Here is a 19941-nt window from a genome sequence, read left to right on the forward strand (position 1 = left end):
CAAGAGTCTCGCCAAAATACTTTGTGTTTATATGGAATTTTACACTAAAATACTTATAAAAATAAGGCACTTTCGTATAATTTAATAAACATTACTAAACTAAATTAACGATGAATTCATTTGTCCGAACAATCAAAGACTAGAATTTAAAAGATATGCCTATCACTATGATAAATATAGTTTTAAACGAGACTTTAAATTAATATGAATGTGATGATTGTTCCGAATGTCCTCTGAAACATCAATGAATGAACTTTAATTCAAAACAAATAAAAAAATAATGAAGAATTATAATTGGGAATATTTTAAAGACAAAATTAATAAAAAGCTTTCAGAACCAAAAACAAAAACCATCTACAGTCAAAGAAAATTTAGTGTGGATCCTGTTTTTTGATTTATGAAGGCTATTTTTGGTTTCACTCGAATGTCCATTCGAGGGATAAATAAAGCCAAAAGAGAACTAGGATTTGTGCTAATGGCACTTAATATGAGAAAAGTAACAGCTCAACGAGCTGAAAATGATCAAAAAAATTATAAAAAAGACAATTTCTATATTATTTCAATAGAAATTGTCTTTATTTACTTATCCTAGAACTTTATGTCTCGGACTCATTTTTATTATGTGTGTTAATAAGAGAAAATGAAAATTGAGTAACGTCAGACTAATAAAAAGTCAAATTCAGATAGGAAATAATAAATATTCACTTCATTAGATTTTTGATAAAGAATGAAATAGCAAAATTTGATGAATTAGATATCAATATATAAATTCTTAATTCCTACCTAAGTCTGATTTATGTTGTTGACCTAATTTTAATGTTTCAAAAAATATCATTTACAACTATAATGAATAAGTAATACAACCCTAAGAAAGGATTTGATGTATTGTCGCTTTCTCAATTAGAAGAATGGTTTGACGCATTTCGACAATTCGGATATATTCCTGGGTTCATTATGCTTTATTTAAGAGCCATTGTACCTGTGTTGCCTCTCACTTTGTACGTCGTGCTATTAATACATGCGTATGGATTGTTTCCAGGTATAATTATCAGTTGGCTAGGTATCGTCTCAGGTACTTTTACTGTTTTTCTTATTTGTAAAAAATTTGTGAATACAATAAGAATGAAAAAATTAAAAAGTAGAAAGTCTGTTCAAAGGCTTATTAGCTTCATAGATAGACAAGGGCTTATCCCTTTATTCATATTATTATGCTTTCCATTTACACCCAATACATTAATAAATATTATTGCGAGCTTATCTCACATCAAAATAAAATATTACTTTTTGGTATTAGTTATTTCTAAATTGATTTCAATTACTATTCTAGGAGTAATGGGAAAAGAAATTTTCACCATATTTACTAATCCTTTAAGAGCGCTTATTATGATAGTGTTACTCGTAGTATTGTGGTTTATTAGTAAAAAGGTAGAAAAGTATTTTATGGGTTCTACCAAGGAGTAAAACATGAAACAATTGATTAAATATTTGATTTCCTTTACTTTTGCAATTATTATTGTAATATTCATTCAATCATTTATAATCGTAGGCGCTGTGATATCAAATAATAGCATGACACCTACCTTGCAAACGGGAGATAGAGTAATAGTTAATAAAATTAAAATCACGTTTGACCTAATACAACGTGGTGATATAATCATGTACAGGCATAATAACAAAACTTATTTTAGCAGAATTATAGGAAAGCCTGGTGAGTCTGTGAGTATTAAATCACAGCGTATTTATATCGATGATAGACAAGTAAATGAACCATATATGAAAGATAGGCATATTAAAGACATTACATTAAGAGAAATTAAAAATTCTGATGGTGATACGATTCCACCGGGAGCATATTTTGTTTTAAATGATAATAATAACAAACATTCTGATTCAAGAACCTATGGTTTAATAGATAAGAAAGATATCATTGGAGATGTCAGTTTGAAATATTATCCATTTAAAGAATTTAACTATCAATTTAAATAACCAGAAGAGGTGTAGATTTTGAAAAAAGAAATTTTAGAGTGGGTTGTTGCCATAGCCGTTGCCATTGCACTTATAGCCTTAATCACTAAATTTGTTGGGAAGTCATATTCTATTAAAGGTGATTCAATGGATCCCACATTAAAAGATGGAGAGCGTGTAGTGGTAAATATTATTGGCTATAAATTAGGTGGCGTTGAAAAAGGAAATGTCATTGTATTTCATGCTAATAAAAAAGATGATTATGTTAAAAGAGTTATTGGAACTCCAGGTGATAGTGTTGAATATAAAAATGATACACTCTATGTTAATGGTAAAAAGCAATCAGAACCATACTTGAACTATAACGAGAAACGTAAGCAAACTGAGTATATCACAGGTAGTTTCAAAACAAAAAATTTACCAAATGCTAATCCTCAATCTAATATTATTCCTAAAGGTAAATATTTAGTTTTGGGAGATAACCGTGAGGTAAGTAAAGATAGTCGTTCATTTGGTTTAATTGACAAAGACCAAATTGTTGGAAAGGTATCGCTTAGATATTGGCCTTTCAGTGAATTTAAATCTAACTTCAATCCAAATAACACTAAAAATTAAATATCAATCAACTTTGGAGATTTCTATTCATGCTTTTTAAAAAATAGAAATCTCTTTTTTGTTTTTCTTAGAAGATACACCTGTGTGATATGATTAATATTAAAGGAGTGAGGGAATGTTATGGAATTTAATACATATATTGGTCGAGCAGGTACAGGAAAGTCAACAGCCATGCTTACTCAAATAAAAAATAAAATGAAGCAAGACCCGCTGGGTGATCCTATAGTATTAATTGCACCTACTCAGAGTACTTTTCAATTAGAGCAAGCATTTGTAAATGATTCCGAACTTCATGGTAGTTTGAGAACTGAAGTACTTCACTTTGAAAGATTGAGTCATCGTGTTTTTCAAGAAGTTGGTGGTTTAACAGAACAACGATTATCTAAGGCTGCTTTAGAAATGATGATTTTCCATATTGTTCAACAAAATGAGTCTGATTTGAAATTGTATGCTTCACAAGCTCAATACTATGGTTTAAGTAAAAAGTTAGCTGAGCAAATTCAAGATTTTAAAAAATATAATGTCACTCCTGAGCACTTAGATCAATTGATAGATAATCATTCAATGCAAACGAGAACAAAACATAAATTAGAAGACATTTCTCTTATTTATAAACAATTAGAATCACGACTGAATGGAGAATTTATAACAACAGAGGATAGTTTGCAACAATTCATTGAAATACTATCTCAATCTCAGTGGATAAAAAAGGCTGAAGTATTTATTGATGGGTTTCATAATTTTTCTACATTGGAATATAGAATTATAGAAGCACTTGTTCAACACGCCAAACAGGTGACTGTGTTATTAACGACTGATGGCAGCCACCATCCATTTAGTTTGTTTAGAAAGTCATCTGAAGTTTTATCACATTTGGAGGATATCGCTAATCGTTTAAATATAAATCTAAATAAAACTTATTTTAATACATTTTATCGCTATAAAAATGATGATTTAAAGAATCTTGAAAATGGGTTTGATGCATTACAATTTACGCCTAAACATCATCAAAATCATGTTAAAATATTTGAATCTTCAAATATGAGAGAAGAAATAAATGAAGTAGCTCGACGTATTTTAAAAGATGTCAGAGAAGCAGATTATAAATTCAGGGACATTGCTATATTATACCGTGATGAATCGTATGCATATCTATTCGAGTCAATACTTCCTTCATATGATATATCATTTAACATTGATACTAAAAAATCTATGACACATCATCCCATCATGGAAATGTTACGTTCTTTATTAGAAGTGATACGTTCAAATTGGCATATTAATGCAATGTTACGATTATTTAAAACGAATGTATTAACGTCTCAATTTAAAAGAAGTAGCTATTTAATTGATTTACTGGAAAATTTCGTTTTAGAACGTGGTATTTATGGTAAACGTTGGTTAGACGAAGATATCTTTAGTATTGATCAGTTTAGTAGAATGGGACGTAAATCACATCAACTAACTGAAGAACATCAAGCATTATACAAAGAAGTAATTAAACTTAAAACGAATGTTATAGATAAAGTGTTATATTTCGAACAAGCTATGAATGAAGCACATACTGTTAAAGATTATGCTACGTCATTTTATGAAAGTTTAGAGTATTTTGAACTACCGAGTCAGTTAATGACTCAACGTGATGAATTAGAGTTGGCGGGTCTAACAGAAAAAGCCGAAGAAATTGACCAAGTATGGAACGGTTTAATACAAATTTTAGATGATTTAGTTACTGTATTTGATGATCAGGAAATGACACTTCAACAATTTTTAGATGTTTTTGATATAGGTTTAGAGCAATTAGAGTTTGTTATGATACCTCAAACTTTGGATCAAGTTAGTATAGGTACAATGGATTTAGCGAAAGTTGATAATAAAAAACATATTTATATGGTTGGGATGAATGATGGTATATTACCACAGACTGTATCTTCATCAAGTTTGATTACAGATGAAGAGAAGAAATATGTTGAGGACAATGCACATGTTGAGTTAAGTCCAACTTCAGATATACTGCAAATGGATGAAGCGTTTGTTTGTTACATCGCTATGACAAGGTGTCAACAAAGCGTTACTTTTTCATATAGTTTAATGGGAAATTCTGGAGATGAGAAGGAAATTAGTCCTTTTTTAACGCAAATTAAAGAATTATTTTATGATTTAGAAATCACCAATCTACAAGATTTACATGAAGCGCAACCTTTATTAATGATGCAACATTCACATCAAACAAAAATTCAGCTTTTTGAATATTTAAGAGGTTGGTTAGACCATGAAGACATCGATATTCGTTGGTTGGATGCATATATAGCTATTCGAGACGATGATCAATTAAATCAAGGTTTAGATTATCTTACTACGTCATTGACATATGATAACGAGACTGTCCAATTAAATGAAACTTTATCACAACAACTTTATGGTAAAACTATCAACGCTAGTGTGTCTCGTTTTGAAGGTTATCAACAATGTCCTTTTAAACATTATGCTTCGCATGGTTTACGATTAAATGAACGCACTAAATATGAATTACAAAATTTTGACTTAGGAGATATTTTCCATTCAGTTTTAAAATATATTTCCGATCGAATTTATGGTAACTTCAAGAATTTAGATACAAAGAATATTCAATCACTTACTAAAGAAGCATTAGAACTTATTTTACCTAAAGTACAGTTTAATTTGTTAAATTCATCTGCGTATTATAAATATTTATCTAAAAAGATTGGATCAATCGTTGAAACAACTTTAAAGGCACTTAAATATCAAGGGGATTACTCTAAATTTGTGCCCCAACGATTTGAAACAGGATTTAGAAAATCACCTAAAAACAAAGATGAACTTGTTGCACAACCACTGATTACCGATCAGGGAATTCCGATTAATATAAGAGGTCAAATCGATCGTATTGATACATATACAAAAGGTGATCATAGTTATGTCAATATCATTGATTATAAATCCTCAGAAAGTAGTGCAACACTCGATTTAACAAAAGTTTATTATGGTTTGCAAATGCAAATGATGACCTACATGGATATTGTATTACAAAACAAAGAACGTTTAGGTCTTACAGATATTGTGAAACCAGGGGGTCTACTTTATTTCCATGTCCATGAACCGCGTATTAAATTTAAAAGTTGGGCAGATATAGATGAAGACCAATTTCAAAAAGACTATATCAAAAACTTTAAAATGAGCGGTTTACTTAATCGTGATCAAGAAGTGTTAGATGCTTTTGATATTAGACTTGAACCAAAGTATAATTCGGATATTGTTCCAATAGCATTAACAGCTAAAGGCGCTATAAATCAGCGTAGTAGTAAAGTAGCTGATGAAAACATCATTTATCAATTGATAGAACATAATAAGAAGAATTTTATCGAGACAGCCACCCACATTATGGATGGACATACTGAAGTGGCACCCTTGAAGTACAAACAAGTATTACCTTGTCAATTTTGTAATTATAAATCAGTTTGTCATGTAGACGGATTAATAGATAGTAAGCGTTATAGAACGGTAGATGAATCGATAAAACCAATAGATTTAATTCAACAATTAAGAACTGAAGGTGGTGAAAAGACATGATTCCAACTAAACCACAAGATGTGATTTGGACAGATGCACAATGGCAAAGTATTTATGCGAAAGGTCAGGACATACTTGTTGCTGCTGCAGCAGGTTCCGGTAAAACAGCCGTTCTAGTTGAGCGTATTATACAACGTATACTAAGAGATGATGTAGATGTAGATCGGTTACTAGTTGTAACATTTACGAATTTAAGCGCACGTGAGATGAAGCACCGAGTTGATAAACGTATACAGGAAGCATCTTTTAAGGATCCCAACAATGAACATTTAAAGAATCAGCGCATCAAAATTCATCAAGCACAGATTTCGACTTTACACAGTTTCTGTTTGAAATTGATTCAGCAGCATTATGATGTATTAGATATCGACCCTCATTTTAGAACAAGTAGTGAAGCGGAAAATATATTATTATTAGAACAAACTATTGATGATGTTTTAGAACAACACTATGATAAATTAGATCCTCACTTTATAGAATTAACCGAACAACTATCATCAGATAGGAATGATGATCAATTTAGAAGTATTATTAAGCAGTTATATTTTTTCAGTATTGCTAATCCCCAACCATTTGAATGGCTCAATCAATTAGCGCAACCATACAAAGAAGAGAATAAACAGCAACAATTAATGCAGCTTATCAATGATTTAGCAATGATTTTTATGAAAGCAGGATATGAAGAATTACAAAAAAGTTATGATTTATTCTCAATGATGGAAAGTGTTGATAAGCAACTTGAAGTTGTTGAAACTGAACGCATGTTTATTACTAAAGCCATTGAAGGTAAAGTACTAAATACAGATGTTATCACACAACATGAATTTATGAGTCGTTTTCCCGCAATAAATAGCAAAATAAAAGAAGCAAATGAAGGCATAGAAGATGCTTTAAATGAAGCAAAACAACATTATGATAAATATAAATCTTTAGTTATGAAAGTAAAAAATGATTACTTTTCTAGAAATGCAGATGATTTGAAAAGAGATATGCAACAACTTGCTCCTCGAGTGGCTTATTTAGCTCAAATAGTTCAAGATGTGATACATTCATTTGGTGTTCAAAAACGAAGTCGTAATATTTTGGATTTCTCAGATTATGAACATTTTGCATTACGCATTCTTACTAACGAAGATGGCTCACCTTCGCGTATCGCTGAAACGTATCGTGAACATTTTAAAGAAATCCTAGTTGATGAGTATCAAGATACTAATAGGGTGCAAGAGAAAATATTATCTTGTATTAAAACTGGTGAAGAACACGACGGTAACTTGTTCATGGTTGGAGATGTGAAGCAGTCTATTTATAAATTTAGACAAGCTGATCCCAGTTTATTTATTGAAAAATATAATCGCTTTTCTAGTAGTGGAACTGACAGTGGCTTGCGCATTGACTTATCGCAAAACTTTCGTTCGAGACAGGAAGTGTTATCTACAACCAATTATTTGTTCAAACATATGATGGATGAACAAGTAGGAGAAATTTCATATGATGATGCAGCGCAATTGTATTTTGGTGCACCATATGACAAAGTTTCACATCCCGTTCAATTACGAGCACTTGTTGAGGCAAGTTCAGAAAATAGTGACTTAACTGGAAGTGAACAAGAAGCGAATTACATTGTTGAACAAGTTAAAGATATTATTAATCATCAAAACGTATACGATATGAAAACAGGTCAATACAGAAAAGCAACTTATAAAGATATCGTAATTTTGGAGAGAAGTTTTGGTCAAGCTCGTAATCTTCAACAAGCTTTTAAAAATAATGATATCCCTTTTCACGTAAATAGTAAGGAAGGGTATTTTGAGCAAACTGAAGTACGTCTTGTTCTTTCATTTTTAAGAACAATAGATAATCCACTTCAAGACATTTATTTAGTGGGATTGATGCGTTCTGTAATATATCAATTCACTGAAGAAGAATTAGCCAAAATAAGAGTTGTAAGCCCTCATGATGATTACTTTTATCAATCTATAAAAAATTATATGATTGATGAAAAAGCTGATTCTAGATTGGTTGACAAGTTAAATCGTTTTATTCAGGATATACAAAAATATCAAAATTATAGTCATAGTCAACCGGTTTACCAATTAATTGATAAATTTTATAATGATCATTTTGTAATTCAGTACTTTAGCGGTCTCATTGGAGGTAAAGGTAGAAGAGCGAATCTATATGGGCTATTTAATAAAGCTGTTGAATTTGAAAATTCAAGTTTCAGAGGTTTATTCCAATTTATTCGTTTTATTGATGAGCTTATTGATCGTAAGAAAGATTTTGGTGAAGAAAATGTCGTAGGTCCTAACGATAATGTGGTTAGAATGATGACGATTCATAGTAGTAAAGGATTAGAATTTCCATTTGTAATTTACTCAGGATTATCTAAAAAATTCAACAAAGGTGACCTGAATGTACCAGTTATTCTAAATCAACAATATGGTCTAGGTATGGATTATTTTGATGTAAATAAAGATATGGCTTTTCCTTCGCTTGCTTCTGTGGCATATAGAGCAATAAATGAAAAAGAACTCATATCTGAAGAAATGCGCTTAGTCTATGTTGCGTTGACGCGAGCAAAAGAGCAACTTATTTTAGTTGGAAGAGTCAAAGATGAAAAATCATTAATTAAATATGAACAATTAGCTGTTTCAGACACACATATAGCAGTTAATGAACGCCTTACTGCTACAAATCCATTTGTTCTTATTTATGGTATTTTGGCTAAGCATCAATCGGCTTCATTGCCAAATGATCAAAGATTCGAAAGAGATATTGATCAATTAAATTCTGAAGTGAAGCCACGTGTATCAATAGTGATTGATCATTACGAGGATGTTTCAACTGAAGAAGTAGTTAATGATAATGAAATAAGAACTATCGAAGAATTAAAGGCCATAAATACTGGTAATGAAGATGTGAAAATTAAAATTCATCAACAGCTTTCTTATGACTACCCTTTTAAAGTTAACACGATGAAACCATCTAAACAGTCGGTATCAGAGTTAAAACGCCAGTTAGAAACTGAAGAAAGTAATACAAATTATGATAGAGTACGTCAATATCGTATTGGTGTTGCATCTTATGAAAGACCCAAGTTTCTTACTCAAACCAAAAAAAGAAAAGCAAATGAAATAGGAACTTTAATGCATACAGTCATGCAACATTTACCTTTTAGAGAACAACGTTTAACAAAAGACGAATTACTTCAATATATCGATGGATTGATTGACAAACAACTTATTGATGAAGATGCAAAAGAGGATATTAGAATAGATGAGATTATGCATTTCATTGATGGACCTCTCTATATGGAAATAGCTCAAGCTGATAATGTTTATACTGAATTACCTTTTGTGGTAAATCAAATTAAAGTTGATGAACTTACAAGTGAAGATGAAGATGTATCCATTATTCAAGGTATGATTGATTTAATATATGAAAGTGACGGACAATTTTACTTTGTTGATTACAAAACGGATGCCTTTAATAGAAGAAAAGGTATGAGTGATGAAGAAATAGGGAATCAGCTCAAAGAAAAATATCAGATACAAATGACATATTATCGAAATACTTTAGAAACAATACTTAAACGACCTGTTAAGGGTTATTTATATTTTTTCAAATTTGGTACATTAGAAATAGATAATTAAAATTCAAAGTTACTTTGATAAAGTGGGAAACAATAGGCCGTGCTTTCATCCTAACAAAGAAAACACGGCTTTACTGTATATATGTCTGTTATTAAGATTACAAATAAACTTTCTTAATTTTCTTACTTATATATTTGTTATTTGAACTTAGATATAGTTATAATATGTAATAAGATATAGATGAGGAGTTGATTATGAATGAAATTTCTATCATTCAAACATAATGACAGAACTTCATATGGTGTTAAAGTAAAACGTGAAGATGCTGTTTGGGATTTACCAATGGTTTTTGCTGAGTTTGGGGACAAAGACTTTAATCCTAAAACTTTAATTGCAGGTCTACAGCAAAATCAAACTTTAGACTTTCAAGAGCAAGTTCGAAAAGCAGTTGTCGCAGCTGAAGAAAGTGGAAGAGATGAGGAATTTAAATTTTTATTCACTGATATTGATTTTCTACCACCAGTGACACCTCCTAATAATGTGATTGCATTTGGTAGAAATTATGAAGATCATGCTAGTGAATTAAATCATGAAGTTGATAGTTTATATGTATTTACCAAAGCGGCTTCATCTTTAACTGGTGATGAAGCAACAATTCCTAATCATAAAGATATTACAGAACAATTGGACTATGAGGGAGAACTTGGAATTGTAATTGGAAAATCAGGCGAAAAGATTCCTAGAGGATTAGCTTTAGATTATATTTATGGGTACACAATTATCAATGATATTACAGATCGCACTGCGCAAAGTTCACATGATCAAGCATTCTTATCAAAAAGTTTAACTGGGGCATGCCCAATGGGTCCTTATATAGTAACCAAAGACGAATTACCTACGCCAGAGAATGTAAATATCGTAACAAAAGTGAATAACGAAATTCGACAAGATGGTAACACTGGAGAGATGATTTTAAAAATAGATGAACTCATCGAAAAGATTTCAAAATATGTGGCTTTACATCCAGGCGATATCATTGCAACTGGTACACCCGCTGGTGTGGGTGCTGGTTTACAACCACCACAATTTTTACAACCAGGTGATGAAGTCAAAGTAACTATAGATAATATTGGCACTTTAACAACATATATATCTAAAAATTAAGAGTTATACAATGATTTAAAAAGTTAAATGGGCGTGGAGTAAATATATTACTCCCCAAGCCCTAACTTGCTTTGTCTGTAAAATTTTAGTGTAATTCTATGTGTTGAGCGTTGGAATTCAATTTGCTTATTTTGAAATTTCTGTTCAAAAAATAGATATTAATACATTTTTAATTCAGTCATCGAATGACTATTCGTTAAGAAAGTCTGGGATATTATTTGTATCCTAGACTTTCTTGTATATTTATCAAAATATTTATTATTTTAATTATTGATAAAAATTAAAGTTATGGCATCATCAAAAATTTAGAAATATGTTATGATGATTTAGAAATAAAAAGATGGGGGGACAAACATGTTACATGTCCATATTTTAAGTTGGGTATTAGCAATTATTTTATTTATCGCAACTTATTTAAATTATTCAAAAACGCAAGGTGCATCACCTTATTATAAACCTTTACATATGGCATTAAGATTATTCATGCTATTAACATTAATTTCTGGTTTTTGGGAATTAATCGAAGAGTTTATGGCTGCCTCTAATGGTGAAGGTGGAAATCATATGCTACTTACTTTAAAAATGTTATGTGGTTTAGCTGTTATCGCATTTATGGAAATTTCCATTGCTAAAAGAAAAAAACAACAGACTAGCCATAAATTCTTTTGGATTACTATTATTTTAATCATAATTACAATGGCTATTGGTGTTATTTTACCTTGGGGTCCAATTTCTAAAATATTTGGAATAAGTTAAACATGCTTGGATACAATTGCGTATGATTTATATTTATTGAAGTATGAACATCATATTATTCCTAAATGAAAGACCAAAATGAATTCTTTTAAAATTCATTTTGGTCTTTTTATATGAAAATGATAGGTTTATTTTCTTTTCCTAAATAGTCACTCTTGTTATTTCTCTCATACTATTCATAAATTATGAATTGTGTGGAATGTTATTGTGCTTTATACCCAATTAAATTAATTAAATCTTTTGGATGACTATAGGGAGGGGCATATGCTACTTCAAATTCTGTTAAATCATCCACAGTAGCATGATTCATCATTGCCATTGATAATACGTCTATTCTTTTGTCGGCACCTTGTTTACCAACTGCTGCTGCGCGTAAAAGTTTTCTCGAGTCTTTTTCAAAATAAACACGTAAATGTAGTGGTGAATTTCCTGGGTAATATCCTGCATGAGCGCCTTGCTTAACTTCAACCATATCATAATTAAAATTTGTAAGTTCATTTGGTTTGATGCCAACACTTGCTAATGTATAGTCAAAAAATTTCACTATATTATTTCCTAGATAACCTTTAAAGTGAATAGACGAATTTCCAGAAAGTTGTTCAGCTATAATACTTGCACCACGGTGTGCTCCCCAAGCAAGTGGAACCTGTGCCGGTAAATTCACATGACGATAATGTGAAGTAATAACATCACCTAATGCATAAATATTTGGTATATTTGTTTGGAAATTATGATTTACTGGGATATAACCTTTATCATCTAGTATGACGTTAGATGATTTAATAAATTGTGAATTTGGATGCGTACCTACACCTTCGATAATAAGATCATAGTTTTCAACTTTACCAGATGTGAATGTTACTTCATGTCCATTGACTTGACTAATTTCTTCGTTAAATCTATAAGTGATATTTCTTTTTTTTATTTCCTCGATGATGGGTTGATTCATATCTTGATCCATCAGTTTATTAATATTTGTAGAGCGATGAATCCATGTGACATCCAAACCTCTATGGTGTAAATTTTCAAGAATTTCTAAAGAGATGTACCCCGCGCCAACAACAAGTGCACGTTGTGCTTTAGTATTAGTAATAAAGGTATCAATTGCCTCAGTATCTTCGAGATTTCGCACAGTAAATGAGATATCACTATGAGTGTTTAATCGGTTTGCAGATGCGCCAGGACTTAAAATCAATGTATCGTAACTTTCTTCAAAAGTTTGATTAGTTTGATGATTTAAGACAGTAACTGTTTGTCTTTTATCATTGATTTGTATAACTTCATGGTATGTTTTTACTGTGATATGCTTTTTGTCATAAAATTGATCAGGCGTATATGCTAAAACTTTACGACGGTCCTCGATAACGTTGCCAATATAATAAGGTAATGCACAATTGGCAAAGCTCATATCTCTATCTTTTTCAAAAACAATGATTTCACTCTCTTTATCTAATCTTCGAATTTGACTTGCACAAGTCGCACCACCAGCAACTGCACCGACTATTATAATTTTATTCATAGCTGTCTCTCCTTTATATATGTATGATATTAGAAAACGTATACCTTTTTAATCATCACTTGGATTGTTTATTCAACTTAATAATAACGCATTTTTAAATTAAAAAAGTCATTTAAATAACGACCTATGCCGTCCTCATTATTACTATACGTAATATTATTTGCTATTTCTTTTAAGTCTTTTAAGCCATTATCCATTGCAATGCCATGGGTCGCATACTTTATCATTTCTATATCATTGTCCTCATCACCAAACGCAATGATATGATCGTCGGCGATATTTAAATAGTTTTGAACATGTTTAATTCCACGTGCTTTGTTGATTCCGCGTTTCACAATTTCTATGACTGGGAAAGGGGCACCCCAACGGCGATGTTCGATATTCTCTGCATAAAAATGGGTTAACATATCTTTAATTTCAGGAATATTTTCTTCTTCTGCTTCAACAAGTAGTGACGTAGGTGCCTCATTAAGATTTTCTAGTAAATTCCCCGTTTGAATTTTAGGATTCCCCATAGAAAAACCTTCAAAAAGTCTTGGATCATAACTATTGATAAAGACATAATCTTTTACTTCGGCAATGATATTTGTAATATGAGATTGTTGAAGCGCTGTAATAATATTTTTAGAAATTTCAACATCTAGTACTTCATGTATCACTTCGAAATTATTTGCTTTTGGGTGATGCACAAATGCGCCATTAAAATTAACCACAGGTGTGTTCATATTGAGTTCATGATAATACATCTGGCTCGCACGATAAGGTCTTCCAGTAGCAATCATAACGTAGTGTCCACATTGTTGTAATTCGGTTAATACTTGTTTAGTGTAAGGTGAGATTTCTTTATTGTCATTTAATAATGTACCATCTAGATCTAGACAAATTAAATAAGGTTGCATATATTACTCCTTGTGTTGTTAATTATCATGTAACAGTATCATAGCATTTTATTGGCGTTTTGTCGGATATTTGATATATTGGTGTAAAGAAAATTTTAAAGAGGTGATACTGATGGAAGAAGCACTAAAAGATAGTATCTTAGGCGCTCTTGAAATGGTAATAGATCCTGAGTTAGGGATAGATATCGTTAATTTAGGCTTAGTATATAAAGTTGATGTTGATGATGAAGGTTTATGTACAGTTGAAATGACATTAACTTCGATGGGATGTCCATTAGGACCACAAATTATTGAACAAGTTAAGAGCGTTCTAGCTGAGATACCGGAAATTTCTGATACAGAAGTAATGATTGTATGGAGTCCACCATGGAATAAAGATATGATGTCTCGTTATGCCAAAATAGCTTTAGGCATCGGATAATTGAAAGGATAGCTACTCATTGTTTTGAGAAATGATGTAGCTATTCTTTTTATCTTTATAAAAGGAAATTCAAAATACAATATTGTATTTTGATTTAATATTTTTATAAATTATCTCTACAATAAAATTGAATTAGTATTACAAATGTATTACAATATTTAAGACTTATAACCTTTTAACGAGGCATATCTTATAAAGTATATTCATTAATAACATTGATTACATAGCAGGGATGGTTGTAATCTAAAGAATGACCTTGTTAATTTAATAAGGATAAGATTTGTTTAAATAAATTGATTAGAAATAATAGCGTGCGTCTAATGAAAATGATTAAAAAATACGCGTCTTATAAAATTTATTATTATTAGGGAAGAATGTAACAATGAGAAAAAAATTAAATAATGAATATCGCTCTGCTAAAAAAATGCGATATATGCCTGGATTAGATGGTTTGCGAGCAATTGCAGTCATTGGTATTATTATTTATCACTTGAATAAACAATGGTTAACAGGTGGTTTTTTAGGCGTAGATACTTTTTTTGTTATTTCAGGTTATTTGATTACGAGCTTATTACTCAAAGAGTATGAAGATACTGGAACAATAAATCTTAAAAATTTCTGGATTCGTCGTATAAAAAGGCTATTACCAGCGGTATTCGTATTAATAGTAGTTGTTGGAATTGCAACTTTATTATTCCACCCTGAGCATATTGTAAGAGTTAAACATGATATGATAGCAGCAATATTTTACGTATCTAATTGGTGGTATATTGCTAAAGATGTCAATTATTTCGAGCAATTTTCTTTTATGCCTTTAAAGCATCTATGGTCACTAGCCATTGAAGAGCAGTTTTACCTCTTTTTCCCAGCAATACTCTTATTATTTATGGCTATAGTTAAGAAAAAGAAAAATGTCATACTGATGTTTTGGATTATATCTTTGGTTTCATTATTAATGATGGTTGTTATTTCTCAACCTCACTTGAACCATTCAAGAGTATATTTTGGAACTGATACAAGATTGCAGACACTGCTTTTAGGTGTACTTCTAGCATTTATTTGGCCACCTTTTAAATTAAATCCCAATCCACCTAAAGGATTAAAAACTGTGATTAATAGTGCGGGTATCATAGGACTTACATTTTTAATTCTATTATTCTTTACTGTTAGTGATGAAAGTGATTGGATTTATAACGGTGGATTTTATCTTATTTCAACAATGACTTTGCTAATTATTGCAAGTGTTGTTCATCCAACTACAATTTTAGCTAAGTTATTAGGAAATCCTGTATTTGTTTATATTGGAAAGCGATCATACAGTTTGTACTTGTGGCATTTCCCAATAATGAGTTTTGTTCATAGCTATTTTATTGATGGTCAAATGCCAATGTATGTTTATATTTTGGACATCATTCTTACAGTTTTATTTGCAGAATTATCATTTAAATATGTAGAAACACCATTGAGAAAGCAAGGTTTTAAGGCTTTTGCAATTAAAAAAACATACAAACCTCAATTTATTAGAACTATTGTAACGCTTGTTATACTTTTACCTACTATTTTCATTTTAATAGGCGTTTTCGATAAGTTTGGAAAAGATACCATATCGAACAAAGCGCAAACATTTAATACCGATGAGGCTGATCAATATCTTATTCACATGATACCGATTGATAATATTTCGTTAACAAGCGATGGTAAAACTAAAGCGAATACAAAAGATAATGATGTATATACGCAAATTAAGCCGTTATTAATTGGTGATTCAGTTATGGTAGATATAGGGGAACAATTTAAAACGAAAGTACCCAAAGCTAAAATCGATGGCAAAGTCGGTCGTCAACTCTATCAGGCCGAGAGCCTCGTTAATCAACAATATAAGCAATATCGTAAACCAACAGATCAAGTCATACTTGAGCTAGGTACAAATGGTGATTTTACTAAAGAACAATTAGATCAGTTGATTGGTAAATTTGGAAAGGCACAAGTATATCTTGTAAATACGAGAGTGCCACGATCATATGAAAACCATGTTAATACGTTGATGGCAGAAGCGGCTAAAGATAAAAAGAATGTAACTCTAATTGATTGGTATAGTCGCTCAAAAGGGCATACAGAGTATTTTGCTCCAGACGGCATCCATCTTGAAAATGATGGCGTAGAGGCATTGACAGATGAAATATTGAAAAGTATAAAAAAGAAATAATATATTAATTAAAGAGGAAGAACTCTATTCATTTGGAATTGAGTTCTTCCTCTTTTTTTACTTGATTATCATAATAAAATGAAAAACATGAGCAATTAATGTTGATTTAATGATTAGAAGGGTCTATAATATAATTAAGGTCAAAGAAAGTCAAAGTCAAATTTATTTTTCTATACTTTGACCCACTCTGAATGATAGAGGTGAAATAAATTGGATATTAATCAAATGACATATACTGTACAAGGTGCCTTACAAAAAGCAGTCGCGTACAGTAAAGAATATGAATTACAAAATATTGAAATTGAAGCTTTATTAAAAGCTGCGATGAATGAAAATGACAGTTTATTTAAAAGTATATTAGAAAGAGCAAATATTGATGTTAATCAATTAGAACAAGCATACGATAATCAATTAAGTCATTATCCAACAGTACAAGGAGACAATGTTCAGTATGGACAGTATATTAGTTCTAAAACAAATGAATTATTAGACAAAGCCGAGAAATATATGAAGTCCTATGAAGATGAGTTTATTTCTATGGAACATATATTACGTGCAGCCATAGATACTGATGAGACTACTCAAAAATGGGTCGGCAATAAAGCAGAAGTCATTAAAGAAATTATAACTAAAGTTAGAGGGGGAAATCATGTGACATCTCAAAATCCAGAAGTTAATTATGAAGCTTTAGAAAAATATGGTCGTGATCTTGTAGAAGAAGTACGTCAAGGTAAAATGGACCCTGTCATCGGTAGAGATGAAGAAATACGTAATACAATACGTATATTAAGTCGAAAAACAAAAAATAATCCGGTTTTAATCGGTGAACCAGGTGTAGGTAAAACTGCAATTGTTGAGGGTTTAGCACAACGAATTGTACGTAAAGACGTTCCAGAATCATTACTCGATAAAACAATTTTCGAGCTTGATTTAAGTGCATTAGTTGCAGGTGCAAAATATAGAGGTGAATTTGAAGAACGTTTAAAAGCAGTATTGAAAGAAGTAAAAGAATCTGAAGGTCGAATCATCTTATTCATTGATGAAATTCATATGTTAGTAGGTGCTGGTAAAACAGATGGTGCTATGGACGCAGGAAACATGTTGAAACCAATGCTTGCGCGTGGTGAATTGCATTGTATAGGTGCTACGACATTAAATGAATATCGTGAATATATTGAAAAAGATTCAGCATTAGAACGTCGTTTCCAAAAAGTTAGTGTCAGTGAACCTGATGTTGAGGATACAATATCAATTTTACGTGGTCTAAAAGAACGTTATGAGGTCTACCATGGTGTACGTATACAAGACCGTGCACTTGTTGCAGCGGCTGAGTTATCTGATAGATATATTACCGATAGATTTTTGCCAGATAAAGCTATAGATTTAGTCGACCAAGCGTGTGCGACAATACGTACAGAAATGGGATCAAATCCAACAGAGTTAGACCAAGTAAATCGTCGAGTAATGCAATTAGAGATTGAAGAAAGTGCCTTGAAAAATGAATCTGATAACGCAAGTAAACATCGTTTAGAAGAACTTCAAGAGGAATTATCTAATGAAAAAGAAAAACAAGCCTCTTTAAAATCACGTGTTGAACAAGAAAAAGAAAAAATTGCTAAAGTACAAGAAAAACGTGCTGAACTAGATAGTAGTCGTCAAGCTCTTGAAGATGCACAAACAGAAGGTAATCTTGAAAAAGCAGCAGAATTACAATATGGCACAATTCCGCAATTAGAAAAAGAATTGCAAGAATTTGAGGAAGCCTTTCAAGATGAAACTGGCGAAGATAGTGAAAGAATGATTCGTGAAGTCGTTTCAGATGAAGAAATAGGCGACATAGTTAGTCAATGGACAGGTATACCTGTGTCTAAACTTGTGGAAACAGAAAGAGAAAAGCTATTAAGTTTAAGTGACATCTTACACAAACGTGTAGTAGGTCAAGATAAAGCAGTTGATTTAGTATCTGACGCAGTAGTTAGAGCACGTGCTGGAATTAAAGATCCGAATAGACCAATCGGAAGTTTCTTATTCTTAGGACCTACTGGAGTAGGTAAAACTGAATTAGCAAAATCGCTTGCTTCATCACTTTTCGATTCTGAAAAACATATGATTAGAATTGATATGAGTGAATATATGGAAAAACATGCTGTATCACGTTTAATTGGTGCACCTCCAGGCTATGTAGGCCATGATGAAGGTGGTCAATTAACTGAAGCAGTTAGACGTAATCCATACTCAGTTATTTTGTTAGACGAAGTTGAAAAAGCACATAGCGATGTTTTTAATGTATTACTTCAAATACTAGATGAAGGTCGTCTTACGGATTCTAAAGGTAGAAGTGTTGACTTTAAAAATACTATTATCATCATGACTAGTAATATTGGTTCACAAGTATTACTTGAAAATGTAAAAGATGCTGGTGAAATTAGTGATGATACAGAGAAAGCAGTTATGGACAGTCTACATGCATACTTCAAACCTGAAATATTAAATCGTATGGATGATATCGTGTTATTTAAACCATTATCAGTTAACGATATGAGTATGATTGTAGATAAAATTTTAACACAATTAAATATGAGATTATTAGATCAACATATCTCAATTGAAGTGACAGAAGAAGCGAAAAAATGGTTAGGTGAAGAAGCGTATGAACCACAATTTGGTGCAAGACCATTAAAACGCTTTGTTCAACGACAAATAGAAACTCCAATTGCACGTATGATGATTAAAGAAAGTCTACCTGAAGGTACAATCATTAAAGTAGATTTAAATGACAATAAAGAACTTGACTTTAAGGTTGTTAAACCTACGTCTTAATCTAGAACAATATTAATTTATAAAATAAAAACATACTAAGATTAGCTATGAAGAAATCTATGACGATAGATTTTTTCATAGCTATTTTTTATAGTTATAGAGAGGAGTAGACTGTCCAGACTCTTGGATTTTAAATCCGTATAAAAAACAAGTCAGCTTTACTCTCGCCTTTTGAAATTCGTTTGTAGTATGTTGGGTTCCTGAAACCGTGTATAGGAAAATGAAATGAGAAAGGTTAAGTAAAGTTTTTAGCTTCTCAACTATTCAAAGGAGGTTTTTTTATCGATTACTTAGGTGTTGATATTAGTAAAAGGAGTAGTGTAATTGCACATTATAAAAATGCAAAATTCCAAAAAGAGTTTTTCATCCAAAATAATAAAAATGGCTACAAT

Annotated in this window: 12 protein-coding genes and 1 pseudogene; 11 read left to right on the top strand and 2 right to left on the bottom strand. The window is 31.2% G+C overall.

Going from position 1 to position 19941, the window contains the following annotated elements; genetic code table 11:
• Positions 1–103: 103 nt before the first annotated feature.
• The 8 genes and pseudogenes from HMPREF2897_RS12810 to HMPREF2897_RS07760 all read left to right on the top strand — a co-directional run.
• A pseudogene (locus HMPREF2897_RS12810) lies at positions 104–592 on the top strand (transposase); the annotation flags it as partial.
• Between the two features lie 293 nt (positions 593–885).
• A complete protein-coding gene (locus HMPREF2897_RS07730; RefSeq protein WP_002446053.1) occupies positions 886–1461 on the top strand; it encodes a TVP38/TMEM64 family protein in 576 nt (191 codons plus the stop codon).
• A gap of 3 nt (positions 1462–1464) precedes the next feature.
• On the top strand, positions 1465–1986 hold the full coding sequence (gene lepB / locus HMPREF2897_RS07735) for a signal peptidase I (RefSeq protein WP_070592886.1): 522 nt from the start codon (positions 1465–1467) through the stop codon (positions 1984–1986).
• Positions 1987–2004: 18 nt separating this feature from the next.
• Entirely contained in the window at positions 2005–2580 is a 576-nt protein-coding gene (gene lepB, locus HMPREF2897_RS07740) for a signal peptidase I (RefSeq protein WP_002457185.1), read from the top strand.
• Positions 2581–2700: 120 nt separating this feature from the next.
• Complete coding sequence (gene addB / locus HMPREF2897_RS07745) at positions 2701–6171, top strand: helicase-exonuclease AddAB subunit AddB (RefSeq protein ID WP_070592887.1); 3471 nt, start codon at positions 2701–2703, stop codon at positions 6169–6171.
• Positions 6168–9824: a helicase-exonuclease AddAB subunit AddA gene (gene addA, locus HMPREF2897_RS07750; protein WP_070592889.1), complete on the top strand. Its 3657-nt coding sequence runs from the start codon at positions 6168–6170 to the stop codon at positions 9822–9824. Before addB ends, addA begins: the two co-directional genes overlap by 4 nt.
• A 198-nt stretch (positions 9825–10022) precedes the next feature.
• Entirely contained in the window at positions 10023–10928 is a 906-nt protein-coding gene (locus tag HMPREF2897_RS07755) for a fumarylacetoacetate hydrolase family protein (protein WP_002446058.1), read from the top strand.
• Between the two features lie 354 nt (positions 10929–11282).
• The gene (locus tag HMPREF2897_RS07760) at positions 11283–11684 is read left to right on the top strand and encodes a YisL family protein (RefSeq protein ID WP_001831989.1); all 402 of its coding nucleotides are present in this window, start codon (positions 11283–11285) and stop codon (positions 11682–11684) included.
• A gap of 202 nt (positions 11685–11886) precedes the next feature.
• Here the strand turns inward: HMPREF2897_RS07760 and HMPREF2897_RS07765 are convergent, their stop codons facing one another.
• Positions 11887–13203 (bottom strand): CoA-disulfide reductase, encoded by a 1317-nt coding sequence (locus tag HMPREF2897_RS07765; protein WP_002446059.1) that lies wholly within the window; start codon positions 13201–13203, stop codon positions 11887–11889.
• A gap of 77 nt (positions 13204–13280) precedes the next feature.
• Positions 13281–14102, bottom strand: a complete 822-nt coding sequence (locus HMPREF2897_RS07770; protein ID WP_002457181.1) for a Cof-type HAD-IIB family hydrolase — start codon at positions 14100–14102, stop codon at positions 13281–13283.
• Positions 14103–14214: 112 nt separating this feature from the next.
• Here HMPREF2897_RS07770 and HMPREF2897_RS07775 point away from each other — a divergent pair, with 112 nt between their 5' ends.
• The 3 genes from HMPREF2897_RS07775 (at position 14215) to clpB (ending at position 19549) form a co-directional block, all read left to right on the top strand.
• Complete coding sequence (locus HMPREF2897_RS07775) at positions 14215–14523, top strand: metal-sulfur cluster assembly factor (protein WP_001829290.1); 309 nt, start codon at positions 14215–14217, stop codon at positions 14521–14523.
• A gap of 382 nt (positions 14524–14905) precedes the next feature.
• Positions 14906–16729 carry an acyltransferase family protein gene (locus HMPREF2897_RS07780; RefSeq protein ID WP_002475122.1) on the top strand — a complete coding sequence of 608 codons (1824 nt, stop codon included), beginning with the start codon at positions 14906–14908 and terminating at the stop codon, positions 16727–16729.
• A gap of 210 nt (positions 16730–16939) precedes the next feature.
• The gene (gene clpB, locus HMPREF2897_RS07785) at positions 16940–19549 is read left to right on the top strand and encodes an ATP-dependent chaperone ClpB (RefSeq protein ID WP_070592891.1); all 2610 of its coding nucleotides are present in this window, start codon (positions 16940–16942) and stop codon (positions 19547–19549) included.
• Positions 19550–19941 lie beyond the last annotated feature (392 nt).

This window comes from Staphylococcus sp. HMSC065D05 (assembly GCF_001813195.1).
GTDB classification, from domain to species: domain Bacteria; phylum Bacillota; class Bacilli; order Staphylococcales; family Staphylococcaceae; genus Staphylococcus; species Staphylococcus epidermidis.

Bases quoted from the DNA above. Each gene is read 5' to 3' on its own strand.
- addA (WP_070592889.1), top strand. From the start codon at position 6,168: ATGATTCCAACTAAACCACAAGATGTGATTTGGACAGATGCACAATGG.
- HMPREF2897_RS07780 (WP_002475122.1), top strand. From the start codon at position 14,906: ATGAGAAAAAAATTAAATAATGAATATCGCTCTGCTAAAAAAATGCGA.
- HMPREF2897_RS07770 (WP_002457181.1), bottom strand. From the start codon at position 14,102: ATGCAACCTTATTTAATTTGTCTAGATCTAGATGGTACATTATTAAAT.
- HMPREF2897_RS07775 (WP_001829290.1), top strand. From the start codon at position 14,215: ATGGAAGAAGCACTAAAAGATAGTATCTTAGGCGCTCTTGAAATGGTA.
- HMPREF2897_RS07760 (WP_001831989.1), top strand. From the start codon at position 11,283: ATGTTACATGTCCATATTTTAAGTTGGGTATTAGCAATTATTTTATTT.
- addB (WP_070592887.1), top strand. From the start codon at position 2,701: ATGGAATTTAATACATATATTGGTCGAGCAGGTACAGGAAAGTCAACA.
- lepB (WP_070592886.1), top strand. From the start codon at position 1,465: ATGAAACAATTGATTAAATATTTGATTTCCTTTACTTTTGCAATTATT.
- HMPREF2897_RS07755 (WP_002446058.1), top strand. From the start codon at position 10,023: ATGAAATTTCTATCATTCAAACATAATGACAGAACTTCATATGGTGTT.
- HMPREF2897_RS07765 (WP_002446059.1), bottom strand. From the start codon at position 13,203: ATGAATAAAATTATAATAGTCGGTGCAGTTGCTGGTGGTGCGACTTGT.